Annotated in this window: 23 protein-coding genes; 10 read left to right on the forward strand and 13 right to left on the reverse strand. The window is 74.2% G+C overall.

Annotation, left to right across the window (positions count from 1 at the left end; all coding sequences use genetic code 11):
• Nucleotides 1-3 precede the first annotated feature (3 nt).
• Entirely contained in the window at nt 4-1,266 is a 1,263-nt protein-coding gene (locus ACH4TG_RS24455) for a substrate-binding domain-containing protein (RefSeq protein ID WP_398244603.1), read from the reverse strand.
• Nucleotides 1,267-1,574: 308 nt separating this feature from the next.
• Here ACH4TG_RS24455 and ACH4TG_RS24460 point away from each other — a divergent pair, with 308 nt between their 5' ends.
• Nucleotides 1,575-2,336 (forward strand): CoA transferase subunit A, encoded by a 762-nt coding sequence (locus ACH4TG_RS24460; RefSeq protein WP_398244604.1) that lies wholly within the window; start codon nt 1,575-1,577, stop codon nt 2,334-2,336.
• A 2-nt stretch (nt 2,337-2,338) separates the two neighbouring features.
• Complete coding sequence (locus ACH4TG_RS24465; RefSeq protein ID WP_398244756.1) at nt 2,339-2,992, forward strand: 3-oxoacid CoA-transferase subunit B; 654 nt, start codon at nt 2,339-2,341, stop codon at nt 2,990-2,992.
• A 160-nt stretch (nt 2,993-3,152) separates the two neighbouring features.
• On the opposite strand, the gene ACH4TG_RS24470 is transcribed toward ACH4TG_RS24465, so the two are convergent.
• The 4 genes from ACH4TG_RS24470 to ACH4TG_RS24485 form a co-directional block, all read right to left on the reverse strand.
• The gene (locus tag ACH4TG_RS24470) at nt 3,153-4,073 is read right to left on the reverse strand and encodes an alpha/beta fold hydrolase (RefSeq protein ID WP_398244605.1); all 921 of its coding nucleotides are present in this window, start codon (nt 4,071-4,073) and stop codon (nt 3,153-3,155) included.
• 244 nt (nt 4,074-4,317) lie between these two features.
• The gene (locus ACH4TG_RS24475; protein ID WP_398244757.1) at nt 4,318-5,052 is read right to left on the reverse strand and encodes an FAD:protein FMN transferase; all 735 of its coding nucleotides are present in this window, start codon (nt 5,050-5,052) and stop codon (nt 4,318-4,320) included.
• A 136-nt stretch (nt 5,053-5,188) separates the two neighbouring features.
• Nucleotides 5,189-5,734 (reverse strand): FMN-binding protein, encoded by a 546-nt coding sequence (locus ACH4TG_RS24480; protein WP_398244606.1) that lies wholly within the window; start codon nt 5,732-5,734, stop codon nt 5,189-5,191.
• A gap of 10 nt (nt 5,735-5,744) precedes the next feature.
• Complete coding sequence (locus tag ACH4TG_RS24485; protein WP_398244607.1) at nt 5,745-7,115, reverse strand: ferric reductase-like transmembrane domain-containing protein; 1,371 nt, start codon at nt 7,113-7,115, stop codon at nt 5,745-5,747.
• Between the two features lie 150 nt (nt 7,116-7,265).
• On the opposite strand from ACH4TG_RS24485, the gene ACH4TG_RS24490 reads away from it, so the two are divergent.
• Nucleotides 7,266-7,997: a response regulator transcription factor gene (locus ACH4TG_RS24490; RefSeq protein ID WP_398244608.1), complete on the forward strand. Its 732-nt coding sequence runs from the start codon at nt 7,266-7,268 to the stop codon at nt 7,995-7,997.
• A 116-nt stretch (nt 7,998-8,113) separates the two neighbouring features.
• Entirely contained in the window at nt 8,114-9,649 is a 1,536-nt protein-coding gene (locus ACH4TG_RS24495) for a sensor histidine kinase (protein ID WP_398244758.1), read from the forward strand.
• A gap of 48 nt (nt 9,650-9,697) precedes the next feature.
• Here the strand turns inward: ACH4TG_RS24495 and ACH4TG_RS24500 are convergent, their stop codons facing one another.
• The 5 genes from ACH4TG_RS24500 to ACH4TG_RS24520 all read right to left on the reverse strand — a co-directional run bounded on the left by ACH4TG_RS24500 (nt 9,698) and on the right by ACH4TG_RS24520 (nt 15,916).
• A complete protein-coding gene (locus ACH4TG_RS24500) occupies nt 9,698-10,198 on the reverse strand; it encodes an AAA family ATPase (protein WP_398244609.1) in 501 nt (166 codons plus the stop codon).
• Nucleotides 10,199-10,313: 115 nt separating this feature from the next.
• A complete protein-coding gene (locus tag ACH4TG_RS24505) occupies nt 10,314-12,794 on the reverse strand; it encodes an ABC transporter permease (protein WP_398244610.1) in 2,481 nt (826 codons plus the stop codon).
• Nucleotides 12,795-12,858: 64 nt separating this feature from the next.
• Nucleotides 12,859-13,596, reverse strand: a complete 738-nt coding sequence (locus ACH4TG_RS24510) for an ABC transporter ATP-binding protein (RefSeq protein ID WP_398244611.1) — start codon at nt 13,594-13,596, stop codon at nt 12,859-12,861.
• Nucleotides 13,593-14,222, reverse strand: coding sequence for a PadR family transcriptional regulator (locus tag ACH4TG_RS24515; protein ID WP_398244612.1), 630 nt, complete (start codon nt 14,220-14,222; stop codon nt 13,593-13,595). The genes ACH4TG_RS24510 and ACH4TG_RS24515 overlap by 4 nt, the downstream gene beginning before the upstream one ends.
• A 77-nt stretch (nt 14,223-14,299) precedes the next feature.
• On the reverse strand, nt 14,300-15,916 hold the full coding sequence (locus tag ACH4TG_RS24520) for a purple acid phosphatase family protein (protein WP_398244613.1): 1,617 nt from the start codon (nt 15,914-15,916) through the stop codon (nt 14,300-14,302).
• Nucleotides 15,917-16,295: 379 nt separating this feature from the next.
• Between ACH4TG_RS24520 and ACH4TG_RS24525 the strand changes: the two genes are divergently transcribed.
• Nucleotides 16,296-18,347: a phosphocholine-specific phospholipase C gene (locus tag ACH4TG_RS24525; protein ID WP_398244614.1), complete on the forward strand. Its 2,052-nt coding sequence runs from the start codon at nt 16,296-16,298 to the stop codon at nt 18,345-18,347.
• On the opposite strand, the gene ACH4TG_RS24530 is transcribed toward ACH4TG_RS24525, so the two are convergent.
• Nucleotides 18,337-19,164, reverse strand: coding sequence for an AraC family transcriptional regulator (locus tag ACH4TG_RS24530; RefSeq protein WP_398244615.1), 828 nt, complete (start codon nt 19,162-19,164; stop codon nt 18,337-18,339). The genes ACH4TG_RS24525 and ACH4TG_RS24530 overlap by 11 nt on opposite strands.
• 49 nt (nt 19,165-19,213) lie before the next feature.
• Between ACH4TG_RS24530 and ACH4TG_RS24535 the strand changes: the two genes are divergently transcribed.
• On the forward strand, nt 19,214-19,639 hold the full coding sequence (locus tag ACH4TG_RS24535) for a cupin domain-containing protein (RefSeq protein WP_398244616.1): 426 nt from the start codon (nt 19,214-19,216) through the stop codon (nt 19,637-19,639).
• A gap of 17 nt (nt 19,640-19,656) precedes the next feature.
• Here the strand turns inward: ACH4TG_RS24535 and ACH4TG_RS24540 are convergent, their stop codons facing one another.
• Complete coding sequence (locus tag ACH4TG_RS24540; RefSeq protein ID WP_398244617.1) at nt 19,657-20,058, reverse strand: winged helix-turn-helix transcriptional regulator; 402 nt, start codon at nt 20,056-20,058, stop codon at nt 19,657-19,659.
• Nucleotides 20,059-20,125: 67 nt separating this feature from the next.
• Between ACH4TG_RS24540 and ACH4TG_RS24545 the strand changes: the two genes are divergently transcribed.
• A complete protein-coding gene (locus tag ACH4TG_RS24545) occupies nt 20,126-21,799 on the forward strand; it encodes an MFS transporter (protein ID WP_398244618.1) in 1,674 nt (557 codons plus the stop codon).
• Between the two features lie 28 nt (nt 21,800-21,827).
• Here the strand turns inward: ACH4TG_RS24545 and ACH4TG_RS24550 are convergent, their stop codons facing one another.
• Nucleotides 21,828-22,754, reverse strand: a complete 927-nt coding sequence (locus ACH4TG_RS24550; protein WP_398244619.1) for a LysR family transcriptional regulator — start codon at nt 22,752-22,754, stop codon at nt 21,828-21,830.
• Between the two features lie 93 nt (nt 22,755-22,847).
• On the opposite strand from ACH4TG_RS24550, the gene ACH4TG_RS24555 reads away from it, so the two are divergent.
• Genes ACH4TG_RS24555 through ACH4TG_RS24565 form a run of 3 tightly spaced genes read left to right on the forward strand, consistent with a single transcriptional unit; the run spans nt 22,848 to nt 26,286 of the window.
• Nucleotides 22,848-23,552 (forward strand): succinate dehydrogenase cytochrome b subunit, encoded by a 705-nt coding sequence (locus ACH4TG_RS24555; RefSeq protein ID WP_398244621.1) that lies wholly within the window; start codon nt 22,848-22,850, stop codon nt 23,550-23,552.
• A 38-nt stretch (nt 23,553-23,590) separates the two neighbouring features.
• Nucleotides 23,591-25,540 (forward strand): fumarate reductase/succinate dehydrogenase flavoprotein subunit, encoded by a 1,950-nt coding sequence (locus ACH4TG_RS24560; RefSeq protein ID WP_398244622.1) that lies wholly within the window; start codon nt 23,591-23,593, stop codon nt 25,538-25,540.
• Nucleotides 25,537-26,286, forward strand: a complete 750-nt coding sequence (locus ACH4TG_RS24565; protein WP_398244623.1) for a succinate dehydrogenase/fumarate reductase iron-sulfur subunit — start codon at nt 25,537-25,539, stop codon at nt 26,284-26,286. The genes ACH4TG_RS24560 and ACH4TG_RS24565 overlap by 4 nt, the downstream gene beginning before the upstream one ends.
• Nucleotides 26,287-26,473 lie beyond the last annotated feature (187 nt).

A 26,473-nucleotide genomic window follows, 5' to 3' on the forward strand; every position in this document is an offset into this window, starting at 1 on the left:
CGCTCAGCCCTTCATCGGCTGCTGCGGCGGCGTCACCGAGGCCATCGGCAGCCGGCCGATCAGCTGGGGCTTGGCCGCCGCGCCGGTGCCGGCGAGCTTCGCGGTGAACATCGGCTGCAGCAGCGCGTGGTCGGCGGCGCGGATCTGCTCGTCGCCCTTCGGGCCCTGGAACGACCAGCCCTCCAGCGCCTTGGCCATGGCCGTCGGGTCGGTCGCGCTGCCCGCCTCGATGGCGTGCACGATCATCTGCGCCGCGGTGAAGCCGTCCGGGCTGAACAGGTCGGGCGTCCCGCCGGCCGCGGTGATGCCGTCCAGCATCGCCTTCTCCACCGGGGTGCCGGCCGCGCCGGGGAAGTAGTGCGCCAGGAAAGACACCTTGGAGCCCGCCGATCCGAACAGCGGGTACGAGGCGACCCCGGCCAGGCCCGTGACGACCTTGGTGGACGTCACCACGCCCTGCTGGTCCAGCGCCGTCCACAGCGCCGGCGCGCTCGCGCCGGCCCACGCGACGAACACCAGGTCCGGCTTCTTCGACTTCACGGCTTGCGCGAACGGCGTCAGGTCGCCCGCGCTGGGCGGCGCGAGCACCGAGTCGACCCGCGCGCCCTGACCGCCCAGGACCTGCTTGACCGCGGCCACGTTCGCCTGCCCGAACGCCGAGTTCTGGCTGAGGACGACGACCTTCCTGCCCTTGGAGTCGCCGAGCAGCGACCCCGCGGTCAGGATGTCCTGGTAGGACTGCCGGCCCGAGCGGAACGTGTACGCGTTCACTCCGGTCAGCGCGTCCGTCGCGGCCGGGCCCGCGATGTACAGCACCTTGTTCTGCGCGGCCAGCGGCGCGAGTTGCAGCGCCACACCCGAGTCGGTGGTGCCGGCGATGATCCGGGTGCCCTTGCCGATCAGCGACTTGGTCTCGGCCACGGCCTTCGCCGGGTCGCCCGCGTCGTCCTGCTCGGTGACCTCCACCTTGTGCCCCGCCACCTTGCCGGTGTTGTGCGTGGCGTACGCCAGCCCGGCGTCGAAGCCCTGGAGGTACTGCTTGCCGTAGGCGGCCAGCGGGCCGCTGCGCGAGTAGACCAGGCCCACCTTGACCGGTGCGGAGGCGGTGCTGCCGCCGCCGTCGTCGGAGGACGAACTGCCGGCCTGGCCGGCCTTGCTGCAGCCGGCCAGCATGACTCCGGCCGCCAGCAGCGCGAGTGCGGTGAGGGATCTGCTCCTGGACGGGCCCGAAGGCCCCGGCGTGGTGGACGTACGGATGCGACGCATGGCGGACGGCTCCCGGGGAGGTGGATGGTTGGGTGAACCGTAGAAGCGCCCCGGCGAACCGGACATGTGGGCGGCACACGCACTGTGCCCGCGAGCGGTGTCGGCGGGGACCATGGCGGGCGCGGTGCGGGCTCGGAAAAGGTGGCAGGACCGGGCACCGTCGCCACAGACGGGCCCGCGGCCCCGGACCAGGCGCGCCACGTGCGGTCCGGCTCTCGCACCCTCATTTCGACAACGCACCCTCGCTTCGGCACACCCTCGCTTCGACGGCACACCCTCACTTCGATCCCCACGGGGAAGGCGGACGCATGGACAAGGTGGTGGCCTCGGCCGGCCACGCGGTGGCGGACATCCCGGACGGCGCGACGCTCGCCGTCGGCGGCTTCGGGCTCTGCGGCATCCCCTCGACGCTCATCGCCGCACTGGTGGGCGCCGGTTGCGGGGACCTGCGGGTGGTGTCCAACAACTGCGGCGTCGACGACTGGGGGCTGGGACTGCTGCTCGGCCTCGGCCGGATCAGCCGCATGACCTCCTCGTACGTCGGCGAGAACAAGGAGTTCGCACGCCGGTACCTGTCCGGCGAGCTGGAGGTCGAACTCACCCCGCAGGGCACCCTCGCCGAGCGGCTGCGGGCCGGCGGCGCCGGCATCCCGGCCTTCTACACCCCGGCGGGCGCGGGCACCCAGGTGGAGGAGGGCGGGCTGCCGTGGCGGTACGCCGCGGACGGCTCCGTCGCGCTGGCCTCACCGCCCAAGGAGGTACGGGAGTTCGGCGGCGTCCGGCACCTGATGGAGGAGGCGATCACCGCCGACTTCGCCCTGGTGCGGGCCGCCGTCGCCGACCGGCACGGCAACTGCGCCTTCCACGCCGCCGCCCGCAACTTCAACCCGCTGTGCGCGGCCGCCGCGCGGACCACCCTGGTCGAGGCCGAACGCATCGTGGAACCCGGTGAGTTGCCGCCCGACGCGGTCCATCTGCCCGGGGTGTACGTGGACCGGGTCGTGGCCGCGGACCCGCAGGACAAGCGCATCGAGCGCCGGACCGTCAGCACCCCGCAGGAGGAGAAGTGACCGTGCCCCTGGACCGCGACCGGCTCGCCGCCCGGGCCGCCCGCGAACTGCGCGACGGCGAGTACGTGAACCTCGGCATCGGCCTGCCCACGCTCATCCCCGACCACCTGCCCGAGGGCGTGCACGTGGTGCTGCACTCCGAGAACGGCATCCTCGGCACCGGCCCCTACCCGGTCGCCGGCGAGGAGCACCCCGACCTGATCAACGCGGGCAAGGAGACGGTCACCGTGGCGCCCGGCGCCGCGTACTTCGACTCGGCCCAGTCCTTCGGCATGGTGCGCTCCGGGCGGATCGACGTCAGCGTCCTCGGTGCCATGCAGGTCTCGGCGCACGGCGACCTCGCCAACTGGATGATCCCCGGCAGGATGGTCAAGGGCATGGGCGGCGCCATGGACCTGGTGCACGGCGCGCGCCGGCTGATCGTGGTGATGGAGCACGTCGCCAAGGACGGCTCGCCGAAGATCGTGAAGGAGCTGACGCTGCCCGCGACGGGGCGGGGGGTGGTCGACCGCATCGTCACCGACCTCGCCGTCATCGACGTGGCCCCGGGCGGCCTGCGCCTGGCCGAACTCGCCCCCGGCGTCAGCGTGGAGCAGGTGCGGGCGGCCACCGAAGCCGACCTGCTGGTGCCGCAGCGGCTCGTGGAGGCGGCCTGACCAGACAGGTGACTGGAGAGCCGCGGCGTCCGGTGGTCGAGTGCCCGGTGGTCGAGTGTCCGGAGGTGCGGCGTCCGGACGCCCGACGTGCCGGCGGCCGGGCGCGGGAGGCCGACTCCCGTGCCCGGCCGCGGAGTCCGGCCCGGTGCGCCCGGCCGGGTCAGCCGCCGGCCGGCGTGGAAGCGGCGGCCAGCGCCTCCCGGACGTGCCCGGCGACGACCTGCGCGCCGCCGTGGCCCAGCACCACCGAGTAGTGGTTCACCCCGGGGACGAAGTGCAGCGCCACGCCCTCGTCCCGCAGACCGCTCGCCTCGACCACCGCGGGCGCGTACAGGCCCACCGGCTCGTCCTGCAGGCCGCGTTCCGCCCACAACAGCCGGGCCGGCACGGTCAGTTCGTGGACGGCCGCGAACACGTCGGGGTTGCGCAGCTCGTCCTCCGCGTCCTCGCGGATGGCCGCGGCCCGGCACGCGGACCTCAACTTCGGTGCGGTGCCGGTCAGATCGCGGTCCAGGTAGGCGGCGACGTCCGGGCCCCGGAGCTCCGTGAACGCCGGGTGCGCGGCCCAGAAGGCGTGGTAGGCGGCCCGGTCCTCGAACGTCATCTCCAGCTTGCGCATCGCGGGCCCGATCACCGCGTGCAGCACCGCGTCGATGTCCGCGTCGGGCGGGACGGGGAAGCCCAACCCGCCGTCGACCAGGATGAGTTCGCTGTAGCGCCCGGGGTCGCGGCGGCCGGCGACGCAGGCCACGAACCCGCCCATCGAGTGCCCGGCGAGCACCGCCCGGTCCACCCCGAAGTGATCGAGCACCGCGCGCAGGTCGTCGGCGTGGCGCGCCATCGTGCACGTCCCGGCGACCTCACGGCTCAGACCGCGCCCGCGCAGGTCGGGGGCGATCACCTCCACGCCGTCGAGCTGCTCCGCGACGCGCGTCCAGGCCAGCCCGTTGCTGGCGATGCCGTGCACGGCCAGCAGGGTGCCGGCACCCGGCCGCCCCGGCCAGCGCCGCACCGCGAGGCGCCCGCCGGCCACCTCGACACCCGTGTCCTCGTACTCCCGGTACTCCTGCTGCTCCGGCATCTGCCGCCCGCCCTTTCCGCCGTCCGCACGGCCCGAGCAGGATAGGCACCCCTGCCTTCCTGGGGCATGGGTTCGTCCCACACACCGCGGCACCGCGGTGTGTGGGCCCGGGGCAGCGCGCGCCTGCCACGCGGTGCGTCGCGCGGAATGGCGGCGTGACGTCCTTCCTTTCCCGCGCGGCGGACGCCGGCTCCGACCGGCCCTGCCAAGGGAGTTGGACGAGTCCCTGCCGGTGGGCGTGCGATCAGGCCGTGGGCCCGTCCGCGCCGCGGGCGGCGCCGGCGAAGCCCGGAGTGCACCACGTCGTGCCGTCCGGGCGGATCGCGAACGCCTCGGTCGCCCGCAGGCCGCGCAGCCAGGACGGGGCCGCCGCGCCCATCGCGCAGGCCGCGGTGGCCAGCACGTCGGCGTCCGCGAGGCCGGCGCACACCACCGTCACCGAGGCGAACTCCGGATCGGCGGCTTCGTGCGTGCGCGGGTCCAGGATGTGCGCGCCGCGCTCCGCCGGGCCCGACGTGGCCACGGCCACGTCGCCGTCCGCGTGCACGACCGTGGCGAGCGTCCCGGGCCGCAGCGGGTCGGTGACGCCGATCCGCCAGGGCCCGCCGTGGACCTGGACGTCACCTCCGCCGTTGACGCAGACCGCGTCGGCACCGGCCGACCGCAGCATCGCGGCGGCCCGCTCCACCGCCCAGCCCTTGACCAGACCCGTCGGGTCGAAGCCGCCCGCGTACTCCGCGTCGAACCAGCCGTCGGTGCGGCGGCGCGCCACGTCGCACAGCCGGTGCACCTCCCACACCTCCGGCGAGCAGGCCGACAGCGCCAGCGTGCCGGCCGCCAGCCGGCTGATCTGGCTCTCCGGCCGGTAGGTGGAGAACACCGCGTCCACGTGCCGCAGCCACTCCACCGCCGCGTCCAGGGCGGCGGCGACGCGCGGGCGGCCGCCGCCGCGGACGTGGAAGGAGAAGACCGTGCCCATGGTGTGCTCGACGCGCCGCAGCCGGTCGTCCGCGGGCGAGGCCGGCAGCGGTTCGGGCGCGCGCACCGGCACCCGAGCCCGGGCGGGCGCCCGTGTCACCGCGGCCGCGCCCTCACGAGGGGTGTCCGGCGCCATCTCAGCTCCCCGCCTTGTCCAGCGCGCTCTGCAGCGACTGCACGTAGCCGTCGCTGGTGTAGGTCGCACCGGACACGGAGTCGATGTGCGCGCTCTGCGCCGCCAGCGCCTCCTGGGTGAGCTGCGGCACCGCGAAGCCGGAGATCTCGGTGTCGCGCGGATTGTCCTGCGGAAGCTGGATCGCGGTCACCGCGGTGAGCTTCCCGCCGGTGAGGGTGATCCGCAGTTGGACCGGGCCGTAGCGGGTCTGCACCGCGTCGCCGTCCACGGTCTTCGTCGTGGACGTGCCCGAGCCGCCGCTCTTGCCGCTGCCGCCGCTTCCCGAGGCGGACGGGGACGTGGAGGGACTGGCGGAGGACGTGCCGGAAGGCGCGGGGGACGGCGAGGCCGTCGAGGCGGGCCCGGTCGCCGGGGCCCCGCCGTCCGTCGGCGCCGCGGCGCTCGCGGTGGTGTGGGGCTTGAGGGACAGCAGCAGCAGGCCGCCGGCGACCGTGGAGACGGCCGTCAGCAGGATGCGCCGCAGCGGGCGGGACGGGAGTGCGCTCATGGACCGGGCCTCACAGCTCGAAGGACTCGTGGTGGATGTGCGCGGCGGGGACCCCCGCCTCGCGAAGCGCCGTGTACGAGGCGCGCATCAGGCCCGGCGGCCCGCACAGGTACACGTCGTGGTGGGCGATGTCCGGCAGCGCGGCCCGCAGCCCGCGCGCGGTGAGCACAGGGCGCCGGCCGTCGGGCGCGTTCAGCGCGAACTGCAGCCGCGCCCCGCGGGCCGCGGCGATCGCCTCCAGCTCGCTCCGCAGCGCCAGGTCGGACTCCGAACGGGCCCGGTACAGCAGCGTGAGGTCGCCGGGCTTCGCCGGCAGCGACTCGAACAGCGCCCGCAGCGGCGTGACTCCCACACCGCCCGCGAGCAGCAGCACCTTCTGCCGGGTCCGGCGTTCCGCGGTCAGCGCCCCGTACGGGCCCTCCGCCCAGATCCGCGTCCCGGGCCGCAGCCGGGCGAGGGCGGCGCTGTGCCCGCCGACCTCCTTCACCGTGATCCGCAGCAGGTCCGGGCGGGGCGCCGCCGACAGCGAGTACGGGCTCGCCGTCCACCACAGTCCGGGCGCCAGGAACCGCCAGCGGAAGAACTGGCCGGGACGCGCCGCCAGCTCCGGCAGCCGCTGCCCGCTCACCACCACCGACACCACGTCCGGCGCCTCCCGCACCACGGCGTGCACCCGCAGCCGGTGCCGCAGGTTCTGCCGCAGCGGCACGAGCAGCCGGTACCAGACCACGGCCGCGGCCGACCCCAGGTACAGCGCGTACCACAGCATCCGGGCCGCGGCGCCGCCCGCGAAGTCCGCGCCCAGGGCCAGTTGGTGCCAGAAGGCCAGGAAGATCGCCGCGTACGTCAGCAGGTGCAGGTAGTACCAGGTCTCGTAGCGGACCCGGCGCCGTACCGCCCCGGCCGACACCACGCCCACCACGAGCAGCGTCAGACCGCCGATCGAGCCCTTGACCATCTCGGGGTAGGTGAAGGCGACCGTCCACGCCTCATGGACCACGCCGGAGCGCGCCTGCACCGCGTAGCCCCACAGGATCAGCACGATGTGCGCGAGCAGCAGGCAGATGGTGTAGCGGCCCGCCATCGCGTGCCAGCGGGCCACCCGGTCGCTGCCCACGCCCCGCTCCAGCACCGGGATGCGTGCCATCAGCACAACGAGCAGCGCGCAGCAGTAGCCGGTCAGCAGCCCGGCGATCCGCCCCGCGCCGATCAGCCAGTCCGCCTGCCCGACCACGGCGGTCGTGTCGTGCCACCACAGGGCGATCACGGCCGCCGCCCCGAGCCAGCCCAGGGCCAGCACCGCCGCCGCGGGCGACCGCCGCCCGGGGTAGGTCGGGCCGACCGCGTGCCGGGCGGGACGCGGGGGAGAGGCGGTGCTCATGCGGTGGTTCCTTTCGTGGCCGTACGCCCGCCACTGTGCGCGGGAAACCTCTGAGCCAGCTCTGAATCGCCCGGTCAGCGCCACATTCACAGCTGATCCAGAGCGCCGGGTGTCCCGCGGCGGGCCCCGGTCGTGGATCCTGGAGGCACCATGGAGAGCACCGCACACCCCCTCGCCCATCCGGACGGCAGCCCGATCCGCGTCCTCGTCGTCGACGACGAGCCCGACCTCGCGGAAGTGCTGGCCGGCGTCCTCGCCTACGAGGGCTGGGAAGTGCGCACGGCCGGCGACGTCGCCTCCGCGGTCGCCGAGGCCCGGTCGTTCCGGCCCGACGCCGTGGTGCTCGACGTGATGCTGCCCGACGGGGACGGGCTCGCGGTGCTGCGCGAGCTGCGGGCCGGGCAGCCCGAGGTCTGTGTGCTGTTCCTCACCGCACGGGACTCGGTCGAGGACCGCATCGCCGGCATCACGGCCGGCGGCGACGACTACGTCACCAAGCCGTTCAGCCTGGAGGAGGTGCTCGCCCGGCTGCGCGGCCTGCTGCGCCGGGCCGGCATGACGCGGGCGCGCGGCGACGCGGCCGTCCTCTCCGTCGGCGACCTGGTGATGGACGAGGACGCCCGCGAGGTGACCCGCGCCGGCGAGGTCGTGGAGCTGTCGCCGACCGAGTTCGAGCTGCTGCGCTATCTGATGCGCAACCCGCGGCGCGTGCTCAGCAAGGCGCAGATACTCGACCGCGTCTGGTCGTACGACTTCGGCGGGCAGGCCCACATCGTCGAGCTGTACATCTCCTACCTGCGGCGCAAGATCGACGCCGGGCGGGAGCCGATGATCCACACCGTGCGGGGCGCGGGGTACCTGCTGAAGGCCGCCCCGTGGTGAAGCGGGCGTACGCGCCCGATGCGGAAGGGGCGGCCGGGCCGGACGATCCGCAGGCCAGTGCGGCGGCCGGGCCGAACGTGCCCGAGCCGGACGGCGCTTCCGGGCCGGGCACCTCCATGGCGGGCGCACCGGCGGCCGGCGCGTCCGGAAGGCGCGCGAGGTGGCCGCGGCTGCGCAGGGCCGTTCCCCGCACCCTCCTTCCGCGCACCCTGCGCGCCCGTCTGACCTGCGGCCTCGTGGTGCTGCTGGCGATCAGCTGCGCCGCGGTGGGCATCGCGGCGGTGCTGGGCCTGCGCGCGTTCCTCACCGAGCGCGTCGACCAGCAGCTCGCCGAGTCCGGCGGACGGTTCCCCGCGAGCCTGGAGCACGACGGCAAGGCCACGTCCGGCAAGGAACCGGACGCCGACAACGTCCACGCCGACACCCGCCGCCAGGCCCCCGGCACCTTCGGCGCCCGGCTCCTCAAAGGCAAGGTCACCGCGGCGGCGGTCGTACGGTCCGGCTCCGACACCTCGGTGACGCTGAGCGACGCGGACCGCGCGGCGATCGCGGCGATCCCGGTGGACGGCCACTGCCACGCGCTGGAACTGTCCGCGCTCGGCGACTACCGGGTGAGCGCCATCGCCGGGGACGACGGCGACGTGCTGGTCACCGGCATGTCGCTGCGCGGCGTCGAGGACGCGGCCAAGCGGCTGGTCGCCGTCGAGGCGGCGGTGTTCGGCGGCGCGCTCGTCGTGGCCGGCGCGGCCGGGGCGTTCTGGGTGCGGTGGTCGCTGCGCCCGCTGCGCCGGGTCGCCACCACCGCCTCGTCCGTCACCGCGCTGCCGCTCGACAGCGGCGCCGTGGCGCTGCCCGCCCGCGTGCCCGACGCCGACACCGACCCGCGCACCGAGGTCGGCCAGGTCGGCGCGTCCCTCAACCGGATGCTGGGGCACGTGGAGAGCGCGCTGGCCAAGCGGCAGGCCAGCGAGGAGCGGCTGCGCCGGTTCGCCGCGGACGCCAGCCACGAACTGCGCACCCCCGTCGCGGCGATCCGCGGCCACGCCGAGCTGGCGCTGCGGCACCCCGAGCCGGTCCCGGCCGGGGTCACCCGGGCGCTCGACCGGATCGCCGCGGAGTCGGCCCGGATGACCGGTATGGTCGACGACCTGCTGCTGCTGGCCCGGCTCGACGCCGGCCGCCCGCTGGCCCGCGAGAGCGTCGACCTGACCCGGCTGGTACTGGACGCCGTCGACGACGCGCGGGCCGCGGGACCCGGCCACCGCTGGAACCTCGATCTGCCCGAGGAGCCGGTCTCCGTCACCGGCGACGCCCACCGGCTGCACCAGATCGCCGCCAACCTGCTGGCCAACGCCCGCGCCCACACCCCGGAGGGCACCCGGGTCACCGTGCGGCTGCGCCAGACCGCGGCCACCACGGAACTCGCCGTCACCGACGACGGACCCGGCATCCCTGAACCGCTGCGCGCCAGCGTCTTCGAGCGCTTCACCCGCGCCCCGCAGACCCGGTCCGGGCACGGCGCGGGCCTCGGACTGTCCATCGTCACCGCCGTCGCCGACGCACACGGCGGCAGCGCCACGGTCAGCAGCCGTCCCGGCGCGACCACGTTCACCGTCATCCTCCCGAACGACCGCGCCCCGCAGGAGCCGTGACCGCGCGGGCCCCCGGTGGGTCTCACTCGCGGGCGGACCGGCTGCTCCTCACACCCCGGCAGCCTGGCGGATCGCCCGTACGCACGCGTCGACGTCGCACGCCGCCGTGTCGACCACCAGGTGGTCGCGGGCCCAGGGGGCGTAGTCGCGGCCGGTGATCTCCTCCCAGGTGGGCAGCGGCAGGCCGGGGATGTCGACGGTCCGCTCGGCCGAACGCCTGCGGTGCTCGGCCGTGTCCGAGCAGACGGTCTCGACCTCCAGCAGCCGCACCCCGGTCCGCAGCGCCACGTCGCGCCATGCGTCACGGGTGACAGCCAGCGGGTTCACCGACTCGGCGATCACCGTCAGCCCCTGGCGCAGATGGTCCTCCGCCAGGGCGTACCCCACCGCGTACCCGACCGGACCGACCGGGTGGTCCGCCAGCCCGGAGCGGACCACGGCCTGCTCGATGGTGTCCACCCGCAGATGGACCGCGCCGGTCTCGCGGGCCATGGCCCTGGCAAGCGTCGACTTTCCGGTGGCGGGCAGCCCGCCGAGACTGATCAGCACACCACCATCCTGCCCCCGGCCGCTGACAGCGCGGGCCTGTGTGCGGCCCCCGGCGACGGTCCGCCCGCCCCGACGAGGTGTCAGGACGGGCGAACGGCGGTGCCCAGGGCCGGAGTCACTCCATGAGCCTGCGGGCGATCGCCGCCGGCTCGCGGCCCGCGGCCAGCCAGCCGGCCGCCAGGGCGAGCAGGGGGACGCCCGGGATGGCCGTCGTCAGGGGCAGGTAGGGGACGTGCTTCAGCACGCCCAGGTCGCCGGCGTAGGCGCAGAGCAGGACGGCGTAGGCGCCGGCGGTCCCGAGGAGCGTTCCGGCCAGCGCCAGCGCGCCCGCGGTCGCCGCGGTCAGAGCCCGGCGGGTGCCGGAGCCCGCGCCGGTCGCCGTCAGCGTCCGCACGTCGTCGGCGGACTCGGCACGGATCGTTCCGACGGTCATCGCCAGGATGGCCAGGGCGAGGGCCGCGCCGGCGGCGACCGACGCCCAGCGCAGGGTGCCGAGACCGGCCTGCTGGTCCCGGGTCTCGCTCACCAGGCCGCTGGCGGCGGCGAGATCGCGGGCGGCCGCCCGCTGGGCCGCCGTCAGGTCGTGCGGCGCGGAGACGAACCAGCCGACCGTGACGGTCCGCCAGTGGCGCGCGGCCACCACCTTCGGCGACAGGAACGTGCCCGGTACGGAACCGTAGGAGGAGCCGCCCGCCACGTGCGCGGGACGGATCCGCACGTCCCGGCTCGACGCCCCCACCACGTCGATCTCCGCCTGCGACGGCTGCCGGGTGACGACGTCCGCGCCCGCCACGGTCGCCGGGTCGAGGCCGAACGCGTGGACCGTCGCGGGTGTGGCCACCCACAGGTTGACCGTGGCCCAGCTGTTCGGCCCGGTGCGACGACCCGCCTGGATCACCGGCTGGCCGGTGCCCCCGTCGATGCGCAGCGACCGCGGCACCGCGGGGTCGTATGCCGCCACCAGGGGCACGGCGGTCCCGCCGAGCCGGGCCGCGAAGCCGTCCACTGCGGCCTGCTGCCGGGCCCCGGCCGCCGCGGACGGCAGCGGCACGACCGACGGGTCCCTGCTGGTCCGCATCAGCGCGTCGTGCGCGGACAGGTTGCCGGTCGCCGGGGTGTACTCGTTGATTCCGGCGAGCACGCCGATCGCGACCGGCAATCCGATCGCCAGGGTGATCGCCGCCAGCGCCGCGCCCGACCTGGCCTGATGGCGGCCGAGGTCGCGCAGCACCAGCCGGGTGGTGAACGGCATCCGGCCGGCGGCGGTCGCCAGGCCCCGGACGGCGAGCGGGCAGAGCAGCAGGATGCCGCCGACCACGCCGACGATGCCCAGGGAGATCATCGCGCCGTTGGTGCGGTGCGACAGGACCAGGCTCACCGCGCCGCCGGCCAGCAGGACCGCGGCCGCCCACACCGACTGGCGGGCCTTCACTGGCCGCGGTGGCCGGGCCGACAGCGCCTGCACCGCGGGCACCTTGGCGACGGCACGGGCCGGCCACCACGCGGCCACGGTGGGGCAGAGCACCGCGACCACGAGCAGCAGCGCCAGCAGCGGCCACGGCACGTTCAGCGGATCGATGCGATGCCCTGCCGTGTGCTCCAGGCGCGGTGCCAGTGGCACCCAGGCGGCCACCCCGAGGACCGCGCCGGCCGCCGTGCCCATCAGCCCGGTCAGCAGCCCGTGCCCGACGAGGACCAGCCGCAGTTGGCGGTCCGTCGCCCCCATGGACGCGAGCATGCCGATCTGCCGCAGCCGCCGCTGGGCGACGACCGCGAATCCCGCGGTCGCCACCAGGGACACCAGCAGCAGGGCCACCGTCGCCATGGCGAAGATGAAGGCGTCGTTGGCGGACTGGTCGAGGCTCTGCCGGTACTGGATCCCCAGGGAGGCGTTGCCGCCCGGACGGAAGGTCTGGACGGCCTCCCTCGGGGCGTTGGTCAGCACGTCCACGGAGGTGGCCGGGGTTCCGGCCACGAGGGCGGAGGCGCTGCCGGCCGGTGCGGCCGGCACGGCCAGCGCGAAGGTGTCGTCCAGCTGCGCGGGGTTCTCGACCAGGCCCACCACCGCCAGCCGGCGGCCGCCGAGGTCGACCGTTCCGCCCAGCCGGGCGTGGAACTCCTGGGCCGCGGACGCGGTCAGCGCGATCTCGGTCGCGGAACCCGCCGCCGGATAGCGCCCGTCGACCAGCCGCAGCCGGGGGGAGCCGATCCGGCCCCGGGGGTCCTGACCGCGCACGTCCAGCGCGGACACCGATCCGGGGACCGGCACCTCGCGGTGGGTGATCACCTGGGCAGGAGCCAGCTTGCCGGTCGCGGCGGAGATCTGCGCGCCGAGCGCGGCGGCGTCGGAGGCGCCCACCATGTGGACCAGCGCCCGCGCCGTCCCGAACGTCCCCCGGGAGGTGGCGTTGTACGCGTGCGTCGCCGCCAGACCGCAGACCGCCGCTCCCACCGTGCAGGCCACCAGCGCCAGCATCAGCACCTGGCGCCGCCACTCCCGGCGCAGCATCCGCCACGACCACCGCACCACCGCGTGGCGCGCGGGCAGGCCCCCGTGCCGGCCGCGGCCCTCCAGGACCAGTTCCGCGGTCGCCATCAGCGCACCCCCCGTCCGCGACCGGGCCCGCCGCCGCGCTGCTGCCGGCAGCCGCCGGCCGCGCTCATCGGGTCTCCCCGCCGGCCGAGCCGGGCAGCAGCGACTCCGGGCCGGGCAGCGGGTCGGTGGAGTCGACCACCCGGCCGTCCCTGACGAAGACCACCCGGTCCGCCCAGGAGGCGAGTTGGGCGTCATGGGTGACCAGCACGGCCGCCGCGCCGGAGCGGCACGCGGACCGGATCAGGCGCATCACGCCCTCGCCGCTGTGCGAGTCGAGGGCGCCGGTGGGCTCGTCGGCCAGCAGCAGCCGGCGCTCACCCACCAGCGCGCGGGCCAGGGCGACGCGCTGGCGCTGGCCGCCGGAGAGCTCGTCGGGGAAGGAGTCGGCGCGGTCGGCCAGGCCCAGCTCCTCCAGGGCCCGCAACCCGGCCGCGCGGGCCTGCCGGGTGCGCACGCCGTCCAGCTCCAGCGGCATGGTGATGTTCTCCACCGCGGTGAGCCCGGCGAGCAGGTTGAAGTCCTGGAAGACATAGCCGATGTGACGGCGGCGCAGGCGGGCGCGGTCGTTGCGGCCCAGGCCCGACAGCGGCGTGCCCTCGATGAACACCTCCCCGCTGGACGGCTCCTCCAGGCTCCCCGCGATGGTCAGCAGTGTCGACTTGCCGGAGCCGCTCGGGCCCATGACGGCCACCAGCTGGCCGGCGTCGACGGTCAGATCCACCTCGTCGAGGGCCCGGACGGCCGCCTCGCCCTCGCCGTAGGTCTTGGAGACGCCCCGCAGTTCCAGGGGCGCGGCGCTCATCGGGTGCCCCGCTCGTGCGCGGCGGCGGTCCCGGCGGCCCGGGCGGCGGCACCGGCCCGGTCCGCAGCCGGGCCGCGGTCGGCCGGGTCGGCCGGGTTGCCGGTGGGCGCCACGTGGTCGCGCAGCCGGGCCTGGGCCGCGTCCAGCCAGCGCACCAGCGACTCCAAGCGGAACAGCTGCGCGTCGGCGACCAGCAGCAGCGACACGTCGTCCCCGGCGTGCTCCTTCAGCCGGGTGTACTGCTGCATCTGCACGATGGTGTGCCGGCGGTGTGCCTGCAGCAGCTCGGGCACGTCCACCCCCGGCAGCCGCAGCGCCACCAGCACCTTGATCAGCAGCTCGTCGCGCGGCGGAGCGTCGGCGCCCGGCGGCGTGCGCAGCCAGGCGGTCAGCTCGGCGCCGCCCGCGGGCGTGATGCGGTAGCGGCGCTGCGGGCCCGGCTGTGCGGCGTCGCCGGGGTCGGACTCGGCAAGGCCGTCGCGCTCCAGGCGCTGCACCGTCGAGTAGACCTGGCCGACGTTGAGCGGCCAGACGTCACCCGTTCTGGACTCGAACTCCTGGCGTAGCTGGAGGCCGTACTTGGGCCCCTCGCTCAGCAGTGCCAGCAGCGCATGGCGCACGCTCATGGAACCTCCCCGGTTTATGTATACCGGGTACAATACTCGGTATACATAAACCGGGAAGTGGTTCGGCGGAGAATTTTTCAGCCGCGGCCGTCCGACCGCTTGCGGTGCAGCGTGAACTGCTCGAACACGGTCAGGTCGCCGTTCGGCTTGTTCACGTTGTAGTACGTGACGTGCATACGGGTCGTGTCACCGGGGAAGCGGCCCGGGTCCACGGTGAACGCCGCGAAGCCGTACGGGTGGTCGACGTCGCGCACGGCCGACCAGACGGCCTGCTCCTTGACGTAGGTGGCGGCGCGCTTGCCGTTGGCGCCGGGCGTCGCCGAGACGGCCGTGATGACCTTGGCGCTGCCGTCCTTGTAGAACGTCTGGTTGCTGGTGCCGGAGACACCGCCGCCGCCGAGCACCATGTGCACGGTGCCCAGGCCCGTGTCGATGTCGTCGGTCCTGGTGGACGCCGGGTCGGGGGTCAGGGTCTCGCTGCCGCCGATCACCCCGCGCACCGCCAGCGACCGCTCGTAGTGGTGCTCGTGGCCGCAGACCACCAGGTCCACCCCGTACCGGTCGAACAGCGGGCCGTACGCGGCGCGCAGCCCGAGGTCGGCGCCGTTGAAGTCGGCCGAGGAGATCATCACCTGGTGCATGGCGACGACCACCCAGTCGATGTCGCGGTCCGCCCGCGCCGCCTTCAACTCCCGCTCCAGGAAGGCCAGCTGGCGCCCGCCGGAGTAGCCGTTGACGTAGACGTCTCCGCCGTCCTGCAGGCAGTTGTCGTCGTTCTGCAGCACGATCACCCGTACCGAGCCGGCGGTGAAGGCGTACCAGAGCCCCGCGAGTTCGTCGTCCGTCTCGGTCGACGGCAGGTCGAAGTACGTCTGGTAGGCGCCCAGGCCGATCGGGCCGTTGCCGCTCTCGATCTCGTGGTTGCCGGCGGCCGGCATCCACGGCCGGAAGCGCGCCGAACGGGTGTTGTTGGTGAAGAAGTTGTTCCAGGTCCGCACCCGGTCGACGTCCAGGTTGGCGTAGCACAGGTCGCCGTTGAGCAGGTGGAACAGCGGGGCGACCTGCTCCACGCCGGTGACGATGTCCTTGGTGGCGGGCGAGGAGTTGGCGTCCAGGCCCACCTTGCCGTCGCCCGTCCAGGACACCTGGGGCGCGGACTGGTCGCCGAAGCTGGTGAAGGTCAGCGGGCGGCGGCCGCGCGGCGCGGTCCGGAAGGTGCCGCTGTCCGGGGTGGCCCCGTCGTGGGCCACCAGGTACAGGTAGTCGGTGTCGGGCGACAGCCGGGGCAGCAGTGCGTGGTGCGCGTACACGGTGCGGCCGGACTTGCCGTCGCTGTAGCTGCGGGTCTGCGCCTGAGCGGACGAGCCCAGGCCGTGGCCCAGCGTCCCGTACAGCACCCGCGGGCGCTTGACCGGGCCGTCGGTGAGCCAGGAGACCACCATCTGGGTGGCGGGGTCCTTGCCGAAGGTCAGGTGCAGGCCCTGCACCGGGGGTGCGCCGCCGGTGTCCGGCGAGGGCAGGAACGCGGGCGCGGCCAGGGCCGGTGCCGCTGCGGCGGTGCCCGCCGTCAGCAGCGGCGCGGCGACCGCGCCCATGCCGGCCGTGCCGAGCAGGCCGACTGCCGTGCGGCGGCTCAGGCGGTCTCCCGGCTGCTGGTTCCCGGACGGCTCCGGGGTGTCCATCTGTGCGACCATCGGTGCTCCTTGGTGCAAGGCGGTGCAGGGCGTGAGAACCCGTGAAGGCTCCCGCCCTGCGGCGACGGCCAGTTGAACACCGGCTGTCCGCCCGGCGTCGGAACGCCACGGGCCGGTACGCGTTCGGTACGCGTTCCGCGGCGGTGAGCGGCGTCCGATCCAGGTGCCGGGTGTCCGGCGCCGCCGCCCGCCTGCCCGCCGCCCTGGGCGCCAAGCGCTGCTCGGGGCAGGGCAGTTCGCCAACCGCGCTGCGGGCCGGGGCTGTTCGCAACGCGTACCTCGGGCGGCCATGCTGCCGACACCGGGCCGTCGCCTGCTGTCGCTGCTCTTGGGACCACCGACTGCCACCGTCCCCACCACGCGAAGAGGCTGGTCAGACATGTCCGAACTCAACCGCCGGCGATTCCTCCAGATCGCCGGCGCCACCGCGGGCTTCTCGGCCCTGTCCCAGTCGATCGCCCGTGCCGCCGCCATCCCGGCCAGCCGCCGCACCGGCTCGCTGAAGGACGTCGAGCACATCGTCGTGCTGATGCAGGAGAACCGGTCCTTCGACCACTACTTCGGGGCGCTGCGCGGGGTCCGCGGCTTCGGCGACCCGCACCCGGTGCGGCTGGAGTCGGGCAAGCCGGTATGGAGCCAGAGCGACGGCAGCAGGGAGGTGCTGCCCTACCACCCGGACGCGGACGACCTCGGCATGCAGTTCATCGAGGGCCTCAACCACGACTGGATCGGCGGCCACCAGGCCTTCAACGGCGGCAAGTACGACCGGTGGATCCCCGCCAAGGGCGCCGGCACCATGGCCCACCTCACGCGCGACGACATCCCGTTCCACTACGCGCTGGCCGACGCCTTCACCATCTGCGACGCCTACCACTGCTCGTTCATCGGGGCCACCGACCCCAACCGCTACTACATGTGGACCGGTTGGACCGGCAACGACGGCAAGGGCAAGGGCCCCGTGCTCGGCAACGACGAGGCCGGCTACGCCTGGACCACCTACCCCGAGCGCCTGGAGAAGGCCGGCGTGTCCTGGAAGGTCTACCAGGACATCGGCGACGGCCTGGACGGGCCGCACTCCTGGGGCTGGATCGAGGACGCCTACCGCGGCAACTACGGTGACAACTCGCTGCTGTACTTCGACAACTACCGCAACGCCTCGCCCGGTGACGCCCTCTACGACAAGGCCCGCACCGGCACGAACGCGGCGGCCGGCGACGGCTTCTTCGACCGCCTGCGCGCCGACGTCGCGGCCGGCACGCTGCCGCAGATCTCCTGGATCGCCGCCCCCGAGGCGCTCTCCGAGCACCCCAACTGGCCCGCCAACTACGGCGCCTGGTACGTCTCGCAGGTGCTGGACGCGCTCACCTCCAACCCCGAGGTGTGGAGCAGGACCGCACTGTTCCTCACCTACGACGAGAACGACGGCTACTTCGACCATGTCGTCCCGCCGTACGCCCCCGCCCCCGGCCGCGGTGCGTCCACGGTGAGCACGGACGGCGAGCTGTTCGCCGGCAACTCCACCTACGCCGCGGGCCCCTACGGCCTCGGCCAGCGCGTGCCGATGATCGTCATCTCGCCCTGGAGCACCGGCGGTTACGTGTGCTCCGAGGTGTTCGACCACACTTCGATCCTGCGCTTCATGGAGCGCCGGTTCGGCGTGCGGGAGCCCAACATCACGGACTGGCGCCGGGCGGTGTGCGGCGACCTCACCTCCGCGTTCGACTTCGGCCTCCAGCACGACGGGCCGGCGCACCTGCCCGGCACCGACGGGTACCGGCCCACCGACGGCCGGCGGCACGACAGTTACGTGCCGGTGCCCCCGGCGAACCCCGTGCTGCCCGTGCAGGAGAAGGGCTCACGGCCGACCCGGCCGCTGCGCTACGCGCCGCTGGCCGACGCCGCGGTGAGCACCTCGGCCCGCACGGTGACGGTCACCTTCGGCGGCGGGGTCGGGGCCGGCGCCGCCTTCCACGTCACGTCCGGCAACCGGACCGACGGGCCCTGGACCTACACCACCGAGGCCGGCAAGAAGATCTCCGGCAGCTGGGACACCGCGGGCACCGGCGGCGCCTACGACCTGACCGTGCACGGCCCCAACGGCTTCCTGCGGGCCTTCGCCGGCTCCACCGCGCAGGCCGGGCCGGAGGTGACGGCCCGCCACGACGGCTCGGGGCGGCTCGAGTTGACCCTGGTCAACGCCGGCAGGAGCGATGTGCGGCTGACCTTCGGCAACGCCTACGACGGCCACCGGGAGACGATCCTGGTGCGGGCCGGGAAGCGCGCCGGCCGCACGCTCGACCTCGGCCGCAGCGGCCGCTGGTACGACCTGACCGTGACCGGGGACCACGACCCGGCGTTCGTGCGCCGGTTCGCGGGCCACGTGGAGGACGGCCGGCCGGGCGTCAGCGACCCGGCGCTCGTCACCGGCTGAGCCCGGCCCGGCCGGTCCTGGCGTAGCGGGCCGGCGGGACGCCCAGATGGCGGGTGAAGTGGCGGCTCAGGTGCGCCTGGTCGTAGAAGCCGACCGCGGCCGCCACGTCGGCCGGGCGCTCGCCGGCGAGCAGCAGCCGGCGCGCCCGGTCGATCCGCCGTCCGGTCAGGTACGTGTGCGGGGGCAGCCCGTAGGCCCGGCTGAAGCTGCGGATGAGATGGGTCGGGTGGGCGTGCAGGACCGCGGTGGCCTCGTCCAGCGTGAGGCCGCTGCGGACCCGCGCGTCCAGCAGCTCGCGCAGCCGGGCCGCGAGCCGGTCGGACTCCCGCCCGGGCCGGTGCACCCGGTAGCCGTCCAGGTGCACCAGGAGCCGCTCGCGGACGAACGCCAGCCGCGACTGCCCCTCCAGCAGGTCGTCGTCGTACTCCAGCGAGGTGTGCAACTGGTGCACCCGGCGGCGCAGCAGGGCGTCGCCCAGCAGCGGGCCGTCCACCGCGGAGCCGGCCAGCCGCTCGGGCAGCACGTCGGTGCTCAGGTACAGCACCCGCTTGCGGAACCCCGTGGCGTTGACCGTCCGGCCGTCGTGCGGCACCCCGGGCGGCAGCAGCACGACGCGGCTGGCGTCCGACGTGCCGTGCCGGCGGCGGTCCAGGGCGAAGTCGACCGCGCCGTCGTCGAGGATCATCAGGTCCCACGTCTCGTGGGTGTGCCGGGGGTAGGCGTGGTCGGTGAAGTGGGCGTGCAGCACCTCGGTGATGCCCGCCACGGCCGGCCGCCAGGCGTGCACCTCGTGGGTTGCGGAACGCGAGGCCGTCACATCAGGAATGTACAAGACGTGCCGGTGGCGGCAGCGGGACGATCGCGGCATGACCGACTCCGCGCAAGTCCAGCAAGCCGCCCACACCACGCCGTCCGCGGCCCCCTCGGCGCCCCCTCAGCCGCTGAACCTCCAAGCCTGCCTCGCGCGGTTCAGCGAGCAGTGGGCGCCGCGCAGGATCGCCCTCCTCAACGACTACGAGGTGAAGGTCGCCAAGCTGCAGGGCGAGTTCGTCTGGCACCGGCACGAGGACACTGACGAGCTGTTCCTGGTGGTCAGCGGCCGGCTGACCCTCCAGCTCAGGGACGGCGACGTGATCCTCGGGCCCGGCGACCTGTACGTGGTGCCCAAGGGCGTCGAGCACTGCCCGCTCGCCGAGGAGGAGACCTCGGTGGTACTCCTGGAGCCGGCCGGCACCGTCAACACCGGCAGCGCCGGCGGACCGCGCACCAAGGAGCCCGTCCCGCTGGACTGAGCGGCCCGGCGACGTCCTCACAGACCCGGGCGGCCGTCCTCGTCGTACACCCGGCGGGCCGCCTCCACCTCGCCGATGTGCTCCTGCGCCCAGGTCGCCATGGCGGCGAAGAGCGGTCCGAGCGTGCGGCCGAGCTCGCTGATCTCGTACTCCACCCGGGGCGGCACCTCCGGGTGGTAGGTACGGACGACCAGGCCGTCGCGCTCCAGCTGGCGCAGCCGCTGGGTGAGCACCTTCGGGGTGATGCCGCCCAGCCGCCGCTCCAGCTCCACGAAGCGCTGGCGGCCGAACTCGTTGAGCGTCCACAGCACCGGCGTGGTCCAGCGGCTGAACACCACGTCCAGCAGCGGCGTCACGGTGCACTCCACGGGCAGGATCCCGGCCGCGGCGGACCGGGTCGCGGTGGCGGACGATCCCATGCGGTACCTCCTGGTGAGTCACTATCCTCTAGGTACCTACTATATCCAGGCGACTAGCGTCGGCGGCATGACAGTCGTCGCAGATTCCCCGCGGGGCAGCGCGTCCCGCCGTCCGGCCGCCGGGCCGGGCCTGATCCTCGCCTTCCTGTGCATCGTCCAGTCGACGGTCTACCTCGACGTGACGATCGTGAACGTCGCCCTCCCCTCCCTGCAGAAGAGCCTGCACATGGCCGAGGGCGATCTGCAGTTCGTGGTCACCGCCTACGGCACCGTGCTCGGCGGGTTCCTGATGCTGGGCGGCCGGCTGGCCGACATCCTCGGCCGGCGCCGGCTGCTGCAGACCGGCATGGCGCTGTTCGGCGCCGCGTCCCTCGGGGCCGGACTCGCGCACAGCGCGGGCCTGCTCATCGCCTGCCGCGGCCTGCAGGGCCTCGGCGCGGCGCTGACCGCGCCCGCCGCGCTGTCCACCCTCACCACGACGTTCACCGAACCGGCCGCCCGCACCAGGGCGCTGGGCATCTGGGGCGGCCTGGCCGGCATCGCGTCCGTCCTCGGCGTGCTGCTCGGCGGCGTGATCACCCAGGGGCCCGGCTGGCGCTGGGTGTTCTTCATCAACGTGCCCATCGCCCTGTTCGCGGTGGCCGCCGCGCCCTTCGTCCTGCCGGAGAGCCGCGCGGCCGGCGCGCAGCGGCGGTTCGATGCCGCGGGCGCGGCGACCCTCACCGCCGGCCTGCTCCTGCTGATCTTCACCCTCGACGAGGCGGTCACCGTCGGCTGGGCCGGCGCGCGGACGGCCGGCGGTCTGGCCGGGGCCGCGGTGCTGCTCGCCCTGTTCGTCGTCGTCGAACTGCGGTCCGCCGCACCGCTGCTGCCCTTGCGGATGCTGGGCCGGCCGGCGCTGCGGACCGCCAACGCCACCGCGGTGCTCGTCTTCGGCGCGATGGTCACGCTGTTCTTCTTCGCCAGCCTCTACATGCAGCAGGTGCTCGGCTACGACGCGCTGAAGACCGGGCTCGCCTACGTGCCGCTGGCGCTGTCGGTCGGGGTCGGCGCGGGTGTCGCGTCCGGGCTGATCGCGAGGGTCCCGGCCAAGCCGGTGCTGCTCGCCGGTCTCGCGCTGGGCGCGGGCGGCCTGCTGCTGCTCGCCCGGCTCCCGCAGGACGCGGGCTACGCCGGCGACGTGCTGCCGGCGTTCCTCATGGTGGGCGTCGGCCTCGGCATCTCCTTCGTCCCGCTGCAGATCGCGGCCGCCTTCGGGGTGCCGGAGCGGGAGGCGGGCGTGGCCGCGGGGCTCATCAACACCAGCCAGGAGGCGGGCGGCGCGCTCGGCGTCGCGGTGATCTCCACCCTGGCCCTCACCCGGATCTCCGACGCGATGGCCGGGGCCGGGGCGCACGCCGGCCCCGCCGCGCTGCGCGCCGCCCGCGCCTCGGGCTTCCACCACGCGTTCTTCGCCGGCGCCTGCTTCGCCCTCGGCGGCCTGCTGCTGGCGGCGCTGCTGCTGCCGATGATGCCGGCCGCGGCCGGGGGATCGAAGGCGGGGGACGGCGGGGACGCCGGGGACGCGGAGACGGGGGGTGCCCCTGCCGCGGGATCGAAGGCCGCCGGAGGCGCCGGGGCGGCAGGTGCGAAGGCCCTGGACACCGAGGCCGGGGGTGCCGCTCCGGCGGCGGGCACGGGTCGGGCCGATGCGGTGCTGCCCGCCGCCGCGCCGAAGGGGCGGCAGCGCGCCGTGCGCTGACCGGCGGGGTGCCGGCCCCTGCCGCCGATCAGGGGCCGGTGCCCGCCGGGCGGAGGCCGGTGGACGTCACCGCCCGGCGCGCCGCGGTCAGGAGCACGTCCTGCAGGACGCGGGCGGCACGGGGCGGGGCGACGTCGCTGCGGTGGGCCAGGGCGACGGTGCGGCGCAGGCCGGGGCGGGCGAGCGGGGTCACCCGCAGCTCGCTTCCGGCGCGCGCGGCGACCATGGTGGGTACCACCCCGATGCCCAGCCCCGCCTTCACGAAGCCGAGCACCGCGTCCATCTCCCCGCCCTCCACACTGAAGTACGGCTCGAAGCCGGCGGACCGGCAGGCGGCCAGCGTCAGGTCGCGCAGGTCGTAGCCGTGCCGGAACATCACCATCGGGCGGCCCGCCAGGTCGGCGATGCGCAAGGGAGTGCGCGGCGCGTCGGCGTCGACCGAGGAGACCACCACCAGGTCCTCCTGGAACAGCTCGATGGTGGTGAGCGCCGGCGAGGGGCTCGGCAGCGGCAGCACGACCAGTGCCAGGTCGAGCGATCCGCGGGCCAACTCCCTTACCAGGTCGTGGGATCCGCCCTCCTCGATGAGCAGCTGGATGCCGGGGTGCCGGTCGTGGAAGGCGCTCAGCACCTCGGGCAGCAGGCCGGTGCACAGGCTGGGCGGCGCGCCCAGCCGGACCCGGCCGCGCCGCAGCTGGGCGAGCTCCATCACCTCGTGGCGCGCGGTGTCGGCGTCCGCCAGGATCCGCCGGGCCAGCGGCAGCAGGGCCTCGCCCGCGTCGGTGAGCGCGATGTTGCCGCGCGCCCGGCTGAACAGCGGCGCGCCCAGCTCCTTCTCCAGCGCCCTGATCTGCTGGGACAGCGACGGCTGCGAGACGTGCACCGCCTCGGCGGCGCGGGTGAAGTGGCGGGCGTCCGCCACGGCGACGAAGTAGGCCAGCTGCTGGAACTGCACGCCCCCACCCTACCTCTCCATAGGCGTCGGCTATGGAGTCAAGCCTGATCATGTCTTGGACCACTCGACAGCCGCGGTCCTACGGTCGTGTGCATGGCACTGGCAACGCGCCCCGACCGGCGCCCCGCGGTGGTCCGGACCGTCTGGGACTCCACCATCGGCAAGAAGACGATCATGGCGGTCAGCGGCTTGCTGATGCTGCTGTACCTGGTCGTCCACATGTTCGGCAACCTCAAGATCTTCTTCGGCCCGGGCACGTTCAACGGCTACGCCCACTGGCTGCGCACCCTGGGCGAGCCGTTCCTGCACTACGAGTGGGCGCTGTGGATCATCCGCGTCGGCCTGGTGGCGTGCGTGGTCGCCCACGCCGTGTGCGCCTACCAGCTCAGCCGCCGCGACCTGCGGGCCCGCCCGGTCGGCTACGTCCACCGCAGGGCCAGGGCCAGCTACGCCACCCGCACCATGCGCTGGGGCGGGGTGATCCTCGGCCTGTTCATCGTCTGGCACCTGCTGGACCTGACGACGCTCACCGTCAACCGCAACGCCGAGCCCGGCCACCCCTACCAGAACGTCGTGGCGACCTTCCACACCTGGTACGGCGACGTCATCTACATCGTGGCGATGCTCGCCCTGGGCCTGCACATCCGGCACGGCTTCTGGAGCGCCGCGCAGACCCTCGGCGCCGGCAGCCGCACCCGCGACCGCGTGCTGAAGGCCACCGCCAACGGGCTGGCCCTGGTGCTGACCGCCGGCTTCGTCGCCGTACCCGTCGGCGTGATGACCGGCGTCGTGAGCTGAGCGAGGGACACCGGGAAACCCGAGAGGACCCAGAGGACATGGACCACTACACGCACTACGGGACCGGCGCCCCGCTCGCCGACACCAAGGCCCCGGACGGGCCGATCGCCGAACGCTGGGACAGCCGCCGCTTCGGTGCGAAGCTCGTCAACCCCGCCAACCGCCGCAAGCACACCGTGATCGTCGTCGGCACCGGTCTGGCCGGCGGCTCCGCCGGCGCCACGCTCGCCGAACAGGGCTACCACGTCGTGCAGTTCTGCTACCAGGACTCCCCGCGCCGGGCCCACTCGATCGCTGCGCAGGGCGGCATCAACGCGGCGAAGAACTACCGCAACGACGGCGACTCCATCCAGCGCCTGTTCTACGACACCGTCAAGGGCGGCGACTTCCGCGCCCGCGAGTCCAACGTGCACCGCCTGGCGCAGATCTCGGTGGAGATCATCGACCAGTGCGTCGCCCAGGGCGTGCCGTTCGCCCGCGAGTACGGCGGCCTGCTCGACACCCGCTCCTTCGGCGGCGTGCAGGTCTCCCGCACGTTCTACGCCCGCGGCCAGACCGGGCAGCAACTGCTGCTCGGCGCCTACCAGGCGCTGTCCCGGCAGATCGCGGCCGGCAACGTCGAACTGCACCCGCGCACCGAGATGCTCGACCTGATCGTGGTCGACGGCCGGGCCCGCGGCATCGTCGCCCGCGACCTGGTCACTGGTGAGATCTCCACCCACGTCGCCGACGCGGTGGTGCTCGCCTCCGGCGGCTACGGCAACGTCTTCTACCTGTCGACCAACGCGATGAACTCCAACGCGACCGCGATCTGGCGGGCCCACCGCCGCGGTGCCCACTTCGCCAACCCCTGCTTCACGCAGATCCATCCGACCTGCATCCCGCGCACCGGCGACCACCAGTCCAAGCTCACGCTGATGAGCGAGTCGCTGCGCAACGACGGCCGGATCTGGGTGCCCAAGGCCAAGGGCGACACCCGCGCCCCCGGTGACATCCCCGAGGCCGAGCGGGACTACTACCTGGAGCGGATCTACCCGTCGTTCGGCAACCTGGTGCCGCGCGACATCGCCTCGCGCGCCGCGAAGAACGTGTGCGACGAGGGGCGCGGCGTCGGCCCCGGCGGGCAGGGCGTCTACCTCGACTTCGCCGGCGCCATCGCCCGCATGGGCCGCAAGGCCGTCGAGGAGAAGTACGGCAACCTCTTCGAGATGTACCAGCGGATCACCGCGGAGGACCCGTACCAGGTGCCGATGCGGATCTACCCGGCCGTGCACTACACGATGGGCGGGCTGTGGGTGGACTACGACCTGCAGACCACCGTGCCGGGCCTGTTCGCGATCGGCGAGGCCAACTTCTCGGACCACGGCGCGAACCGGCTGGGTGCCTCCGCCCTCATGCAGGGCCTGGCCGACGGCTACTTCGTGCTGCCCGCCACCATCAACGACTACCTGGCGCGCCACCCCGGCCAGGACCCGGTCGACGCCGGCCACCAGGCGGTCGCCGCGGCCGTCGCCGAGACCCGGGACCGGCTGCACCGGCTGGTGACCGTCGACGGCGACCGCACCGCCGACTCCTTCCACCGCGAGATCGGCGAACTCATGTGGGAGTACTGCGGGATGGCCAGGACCGAGGAGGGCCTGCGCAAGGCGCTCGACCGCATCCCGCAGATCCGCGAGGAGTTCTGGCGGCGCATCAAGGTCCCCGGCACCGAGGCCGAGTTCAACCAGTCCCTGGAGCGCGCCAACCGCATCGTGGACTACCTCGAACTCGCCGAGCTGATGTGCCTGGACGCGCTGCACCGCGCCGAGTCCTGCGGCGGGCACTTCCGCGAGGAGTCGCAGACCCCGGAGGGCGAGGCCGCCCGCGACGACGAGGAGTTCTCCTACGCCGCAGCCTGGGAGTTCACCGGCACCGGCACCGCGCCGGTGCTGCACAAGGAAGACCTGGTCTTCGAGTACGTCCACCCCACCCAGCGGAGCTACGCATGAGGCTCACCCTGCGCGTCTGGCGCCAGAAGGACACCCTGGCGCCCGGCGCCATGACGGAGTACGAGGTGGACGGCGTCACGCCCGACATGTCCTTCCTCGAGATGCTCGACACGCTCAACGAGCGGCTCACCCTGGAGGGCGAGGACCCCGTCGCCTTCGACCACGACTGCCGCGAGGGGATCTGCGGCGCGTGCAGCCTGGTCATCAACGGCGACGCCCACGGCCCCGAACGCACCACCGCCTGCCAGCTGCACATGCGGTCCTTCCAGGACGGCGACACCATCGACGTCGAGCCATGGCGGGCCGCCGCGTTCCCGGTCGTCCGCGACCTGGTGGTGGACCGTTCCGCGTTCGACCGGATCATCCAGGCCGGCGGCTACGTCAGCGTGCCGACCGGTGCCGCCCCCGAGGCGCACGCCACCCCGGTGCCCAAGGCCGCCGCGGACCTGGCGTTCGAGCACGCGGAGTGCATCGGCTGCGGCGCCTGCGTGGCCGCCTGCCCCAACGGCTCGGCCATGCTCTTCACCTCGGCCAAGGTCAACCACCTCAACGTGCTGCCGCAGGGCGCACCCGAGCGGGAGACGCGGGTGCTGGACATGGTCGCCCAGATGGACGCCGAGGGCTTCGGCGGCTGCACCCTCACCGGCGAGTGCGCCACCGCCTGCCCCAAGGGCATCCCGCTCACGTCGATCGCCTCGATGAACAAGGAGTGGCTGCGGGCCAACCGCAAGGTCTCCCGGGGCTGAGACCCCCGGCCCCGCAACGGGCACGCCGAGCGGGGGCGAGGACGCAGGGCCCCGGCAGAGCGGAGGCGGCAGGGGGGCGGGGGGGGGGGGGGGGGGAAAAGCCGTTGCCCCGCCCCCCCCGCGCCGCTGGGTGGGGGGAGCGCCCCCCCCCCCCCCCACGGGCCCGAAAAAAAAGCCGGGGCCGAAA

Origin of the sequence: Streptomyces sp. NPDC020917, from assembly GCF_044333795.1 — a bacterium.
Lineage (GTDB): Bacteria > Actinomycetota > Actinomycetes > Streptomycetales > Streptomycetaceae > Actinacidiphila.

Bases quoted from the DNA above. Each gene is read 5' to 3' on its own strand.
- ACH4TG_RS24455 (WP_398244603.1), bottom strand. From the start codon at position 1,266: ATGCGTCGCATCCGTACGTCCACCACGCCGGGGCCTTCGGGCCCGTCC.
- ACH4TG_RS24460 (WP_398244604.1), top strand. From the start codon at position 1,575: ATGGACAAGGTGGTGGCCTCGGCCGGCCACGCGGTGGCGGACATCCCG.
- ACH4TG_RS24470 (WP_398244605.1), bottom strand. From the start codon at position 4,073: ATGCCGGAGCAGCAGGAGTACCGGGAGTACGAGGACACGGGTGTCGAG.
- ACH4TG_RS24475 (WP_398244757.1), bottom strand. From the start codon at position 5,052: ATGGGCACGGTCTTCTCCTTCCACGTCCGCGGCGGCGGCCGCCCGCGC.
- ACH4TG_RS24480 (WP_398244606.1), bottom strand. From the start codon at position 5,734: ATGAGCGCACTCCCGTCCCGCCCGCTGCGGCGCATCCTGCTGACGGCC.
- ACH4TG_RS24485 (WP_398244607.1), bottom strand. From the start codon at position 7,115: ATGAGCACCGCCTCTCCCCCGCGTCCCGCCCGGCACGCGGTCGGCCCG.
- ACH4TG_RS24490 (WP_398244608.1), top strand. From the start codon at position 7,266: ATGGAGAGCACCGCACACCCCCTCGCCCATCCGGACGGCAGCCCGATC.
- ACH4TG_RS24495 (WP_398244758.1), top strand. From the start codon at position 8,114: ATGGCGGGCGCACCGGCGGCCGGCGCGTCCGGAAGGCGCGCGAGGTGG.
- ACH4TG_RS24505 (WP_398244610.1), bottom strand. From the start codon at position 12,794: ATGGCGACCGCGGAACTGGTCCTGGAGGGCCGCGGCCGGCACGGGGGC.
- ACH4TG_RS24510 (WP_398244611.1), bottom strand. From the start codon at position 13,596: ATGAGCGCCGCGCCCCTGGAACTGCGGGGCGTCTCCAAGACCTACGGC.
- ACH4TG_RS24515 (WP_398244612.1), bottom strand. From the start codon at position 14,222: ATGAGCGTGCGCCATGCGCTGCTGGCACTGCTGAGCGAGGGGCCCAAG.
- ACH4TG_RS24520 (WP_398244613.1), bottom strand. From the start codon at position 15,916: ATGGTCGCACAGATGGACACCCCGGAGCCGTCCGGGAACCAGCAGCCG.
- ACH4TG_RS24525 (WP_398244614.1), top strand. From the start codon at position 16,296: ATGTCCGAACTCAACCGCCGGCGATTCCTCCAGATCGCCGGCGCCACC.
- ACH4TG_RS24535 (WP_398244616.1), top strand. From the start codon at position 19,214: ATGACCGACTCCGCGCAAGTCCAGCAAGCCGCCCACACCACGCCGTCC.
- ACH4TG_RS24540 (WP_398244617.1), bottom strand. From the start codon at position 20,058: ATGGGATCGTCCGCCACCGCGACCCGGTCCGCCGCGGCCGGGATCCTG.
- ACH4TG_RS24545 (WP_398244618.1), top strand. From the start codon at position 20,126: ATGACAGTCGTCGCAGATTCCCCGCGGGGCAGCGCGTCCCGCCGTCCG.
- ACH4TG_RS24555 (WP_398244621.1), top strand. From the start codon at position 22,848: ATGGCACTGGCAACGCGCCCCGACCGGCGCCCCGCGGTGGTCCGGACC.
- ACH4TG_RS24560 (WP_398244622.1), top strand. From the start codon at position 23,591: ATGGACCACTACACGCACTACGGGACCGGCGCCCCGCTCGCCGACACC.
- ACH4TG_RS24565 (WP_398244623.1), top strand. From the start codon at position 25,537: ATGAGGCTCACCCTGCGCGTCTGGCGCCAGAAGGACACCCTGGCGCCC.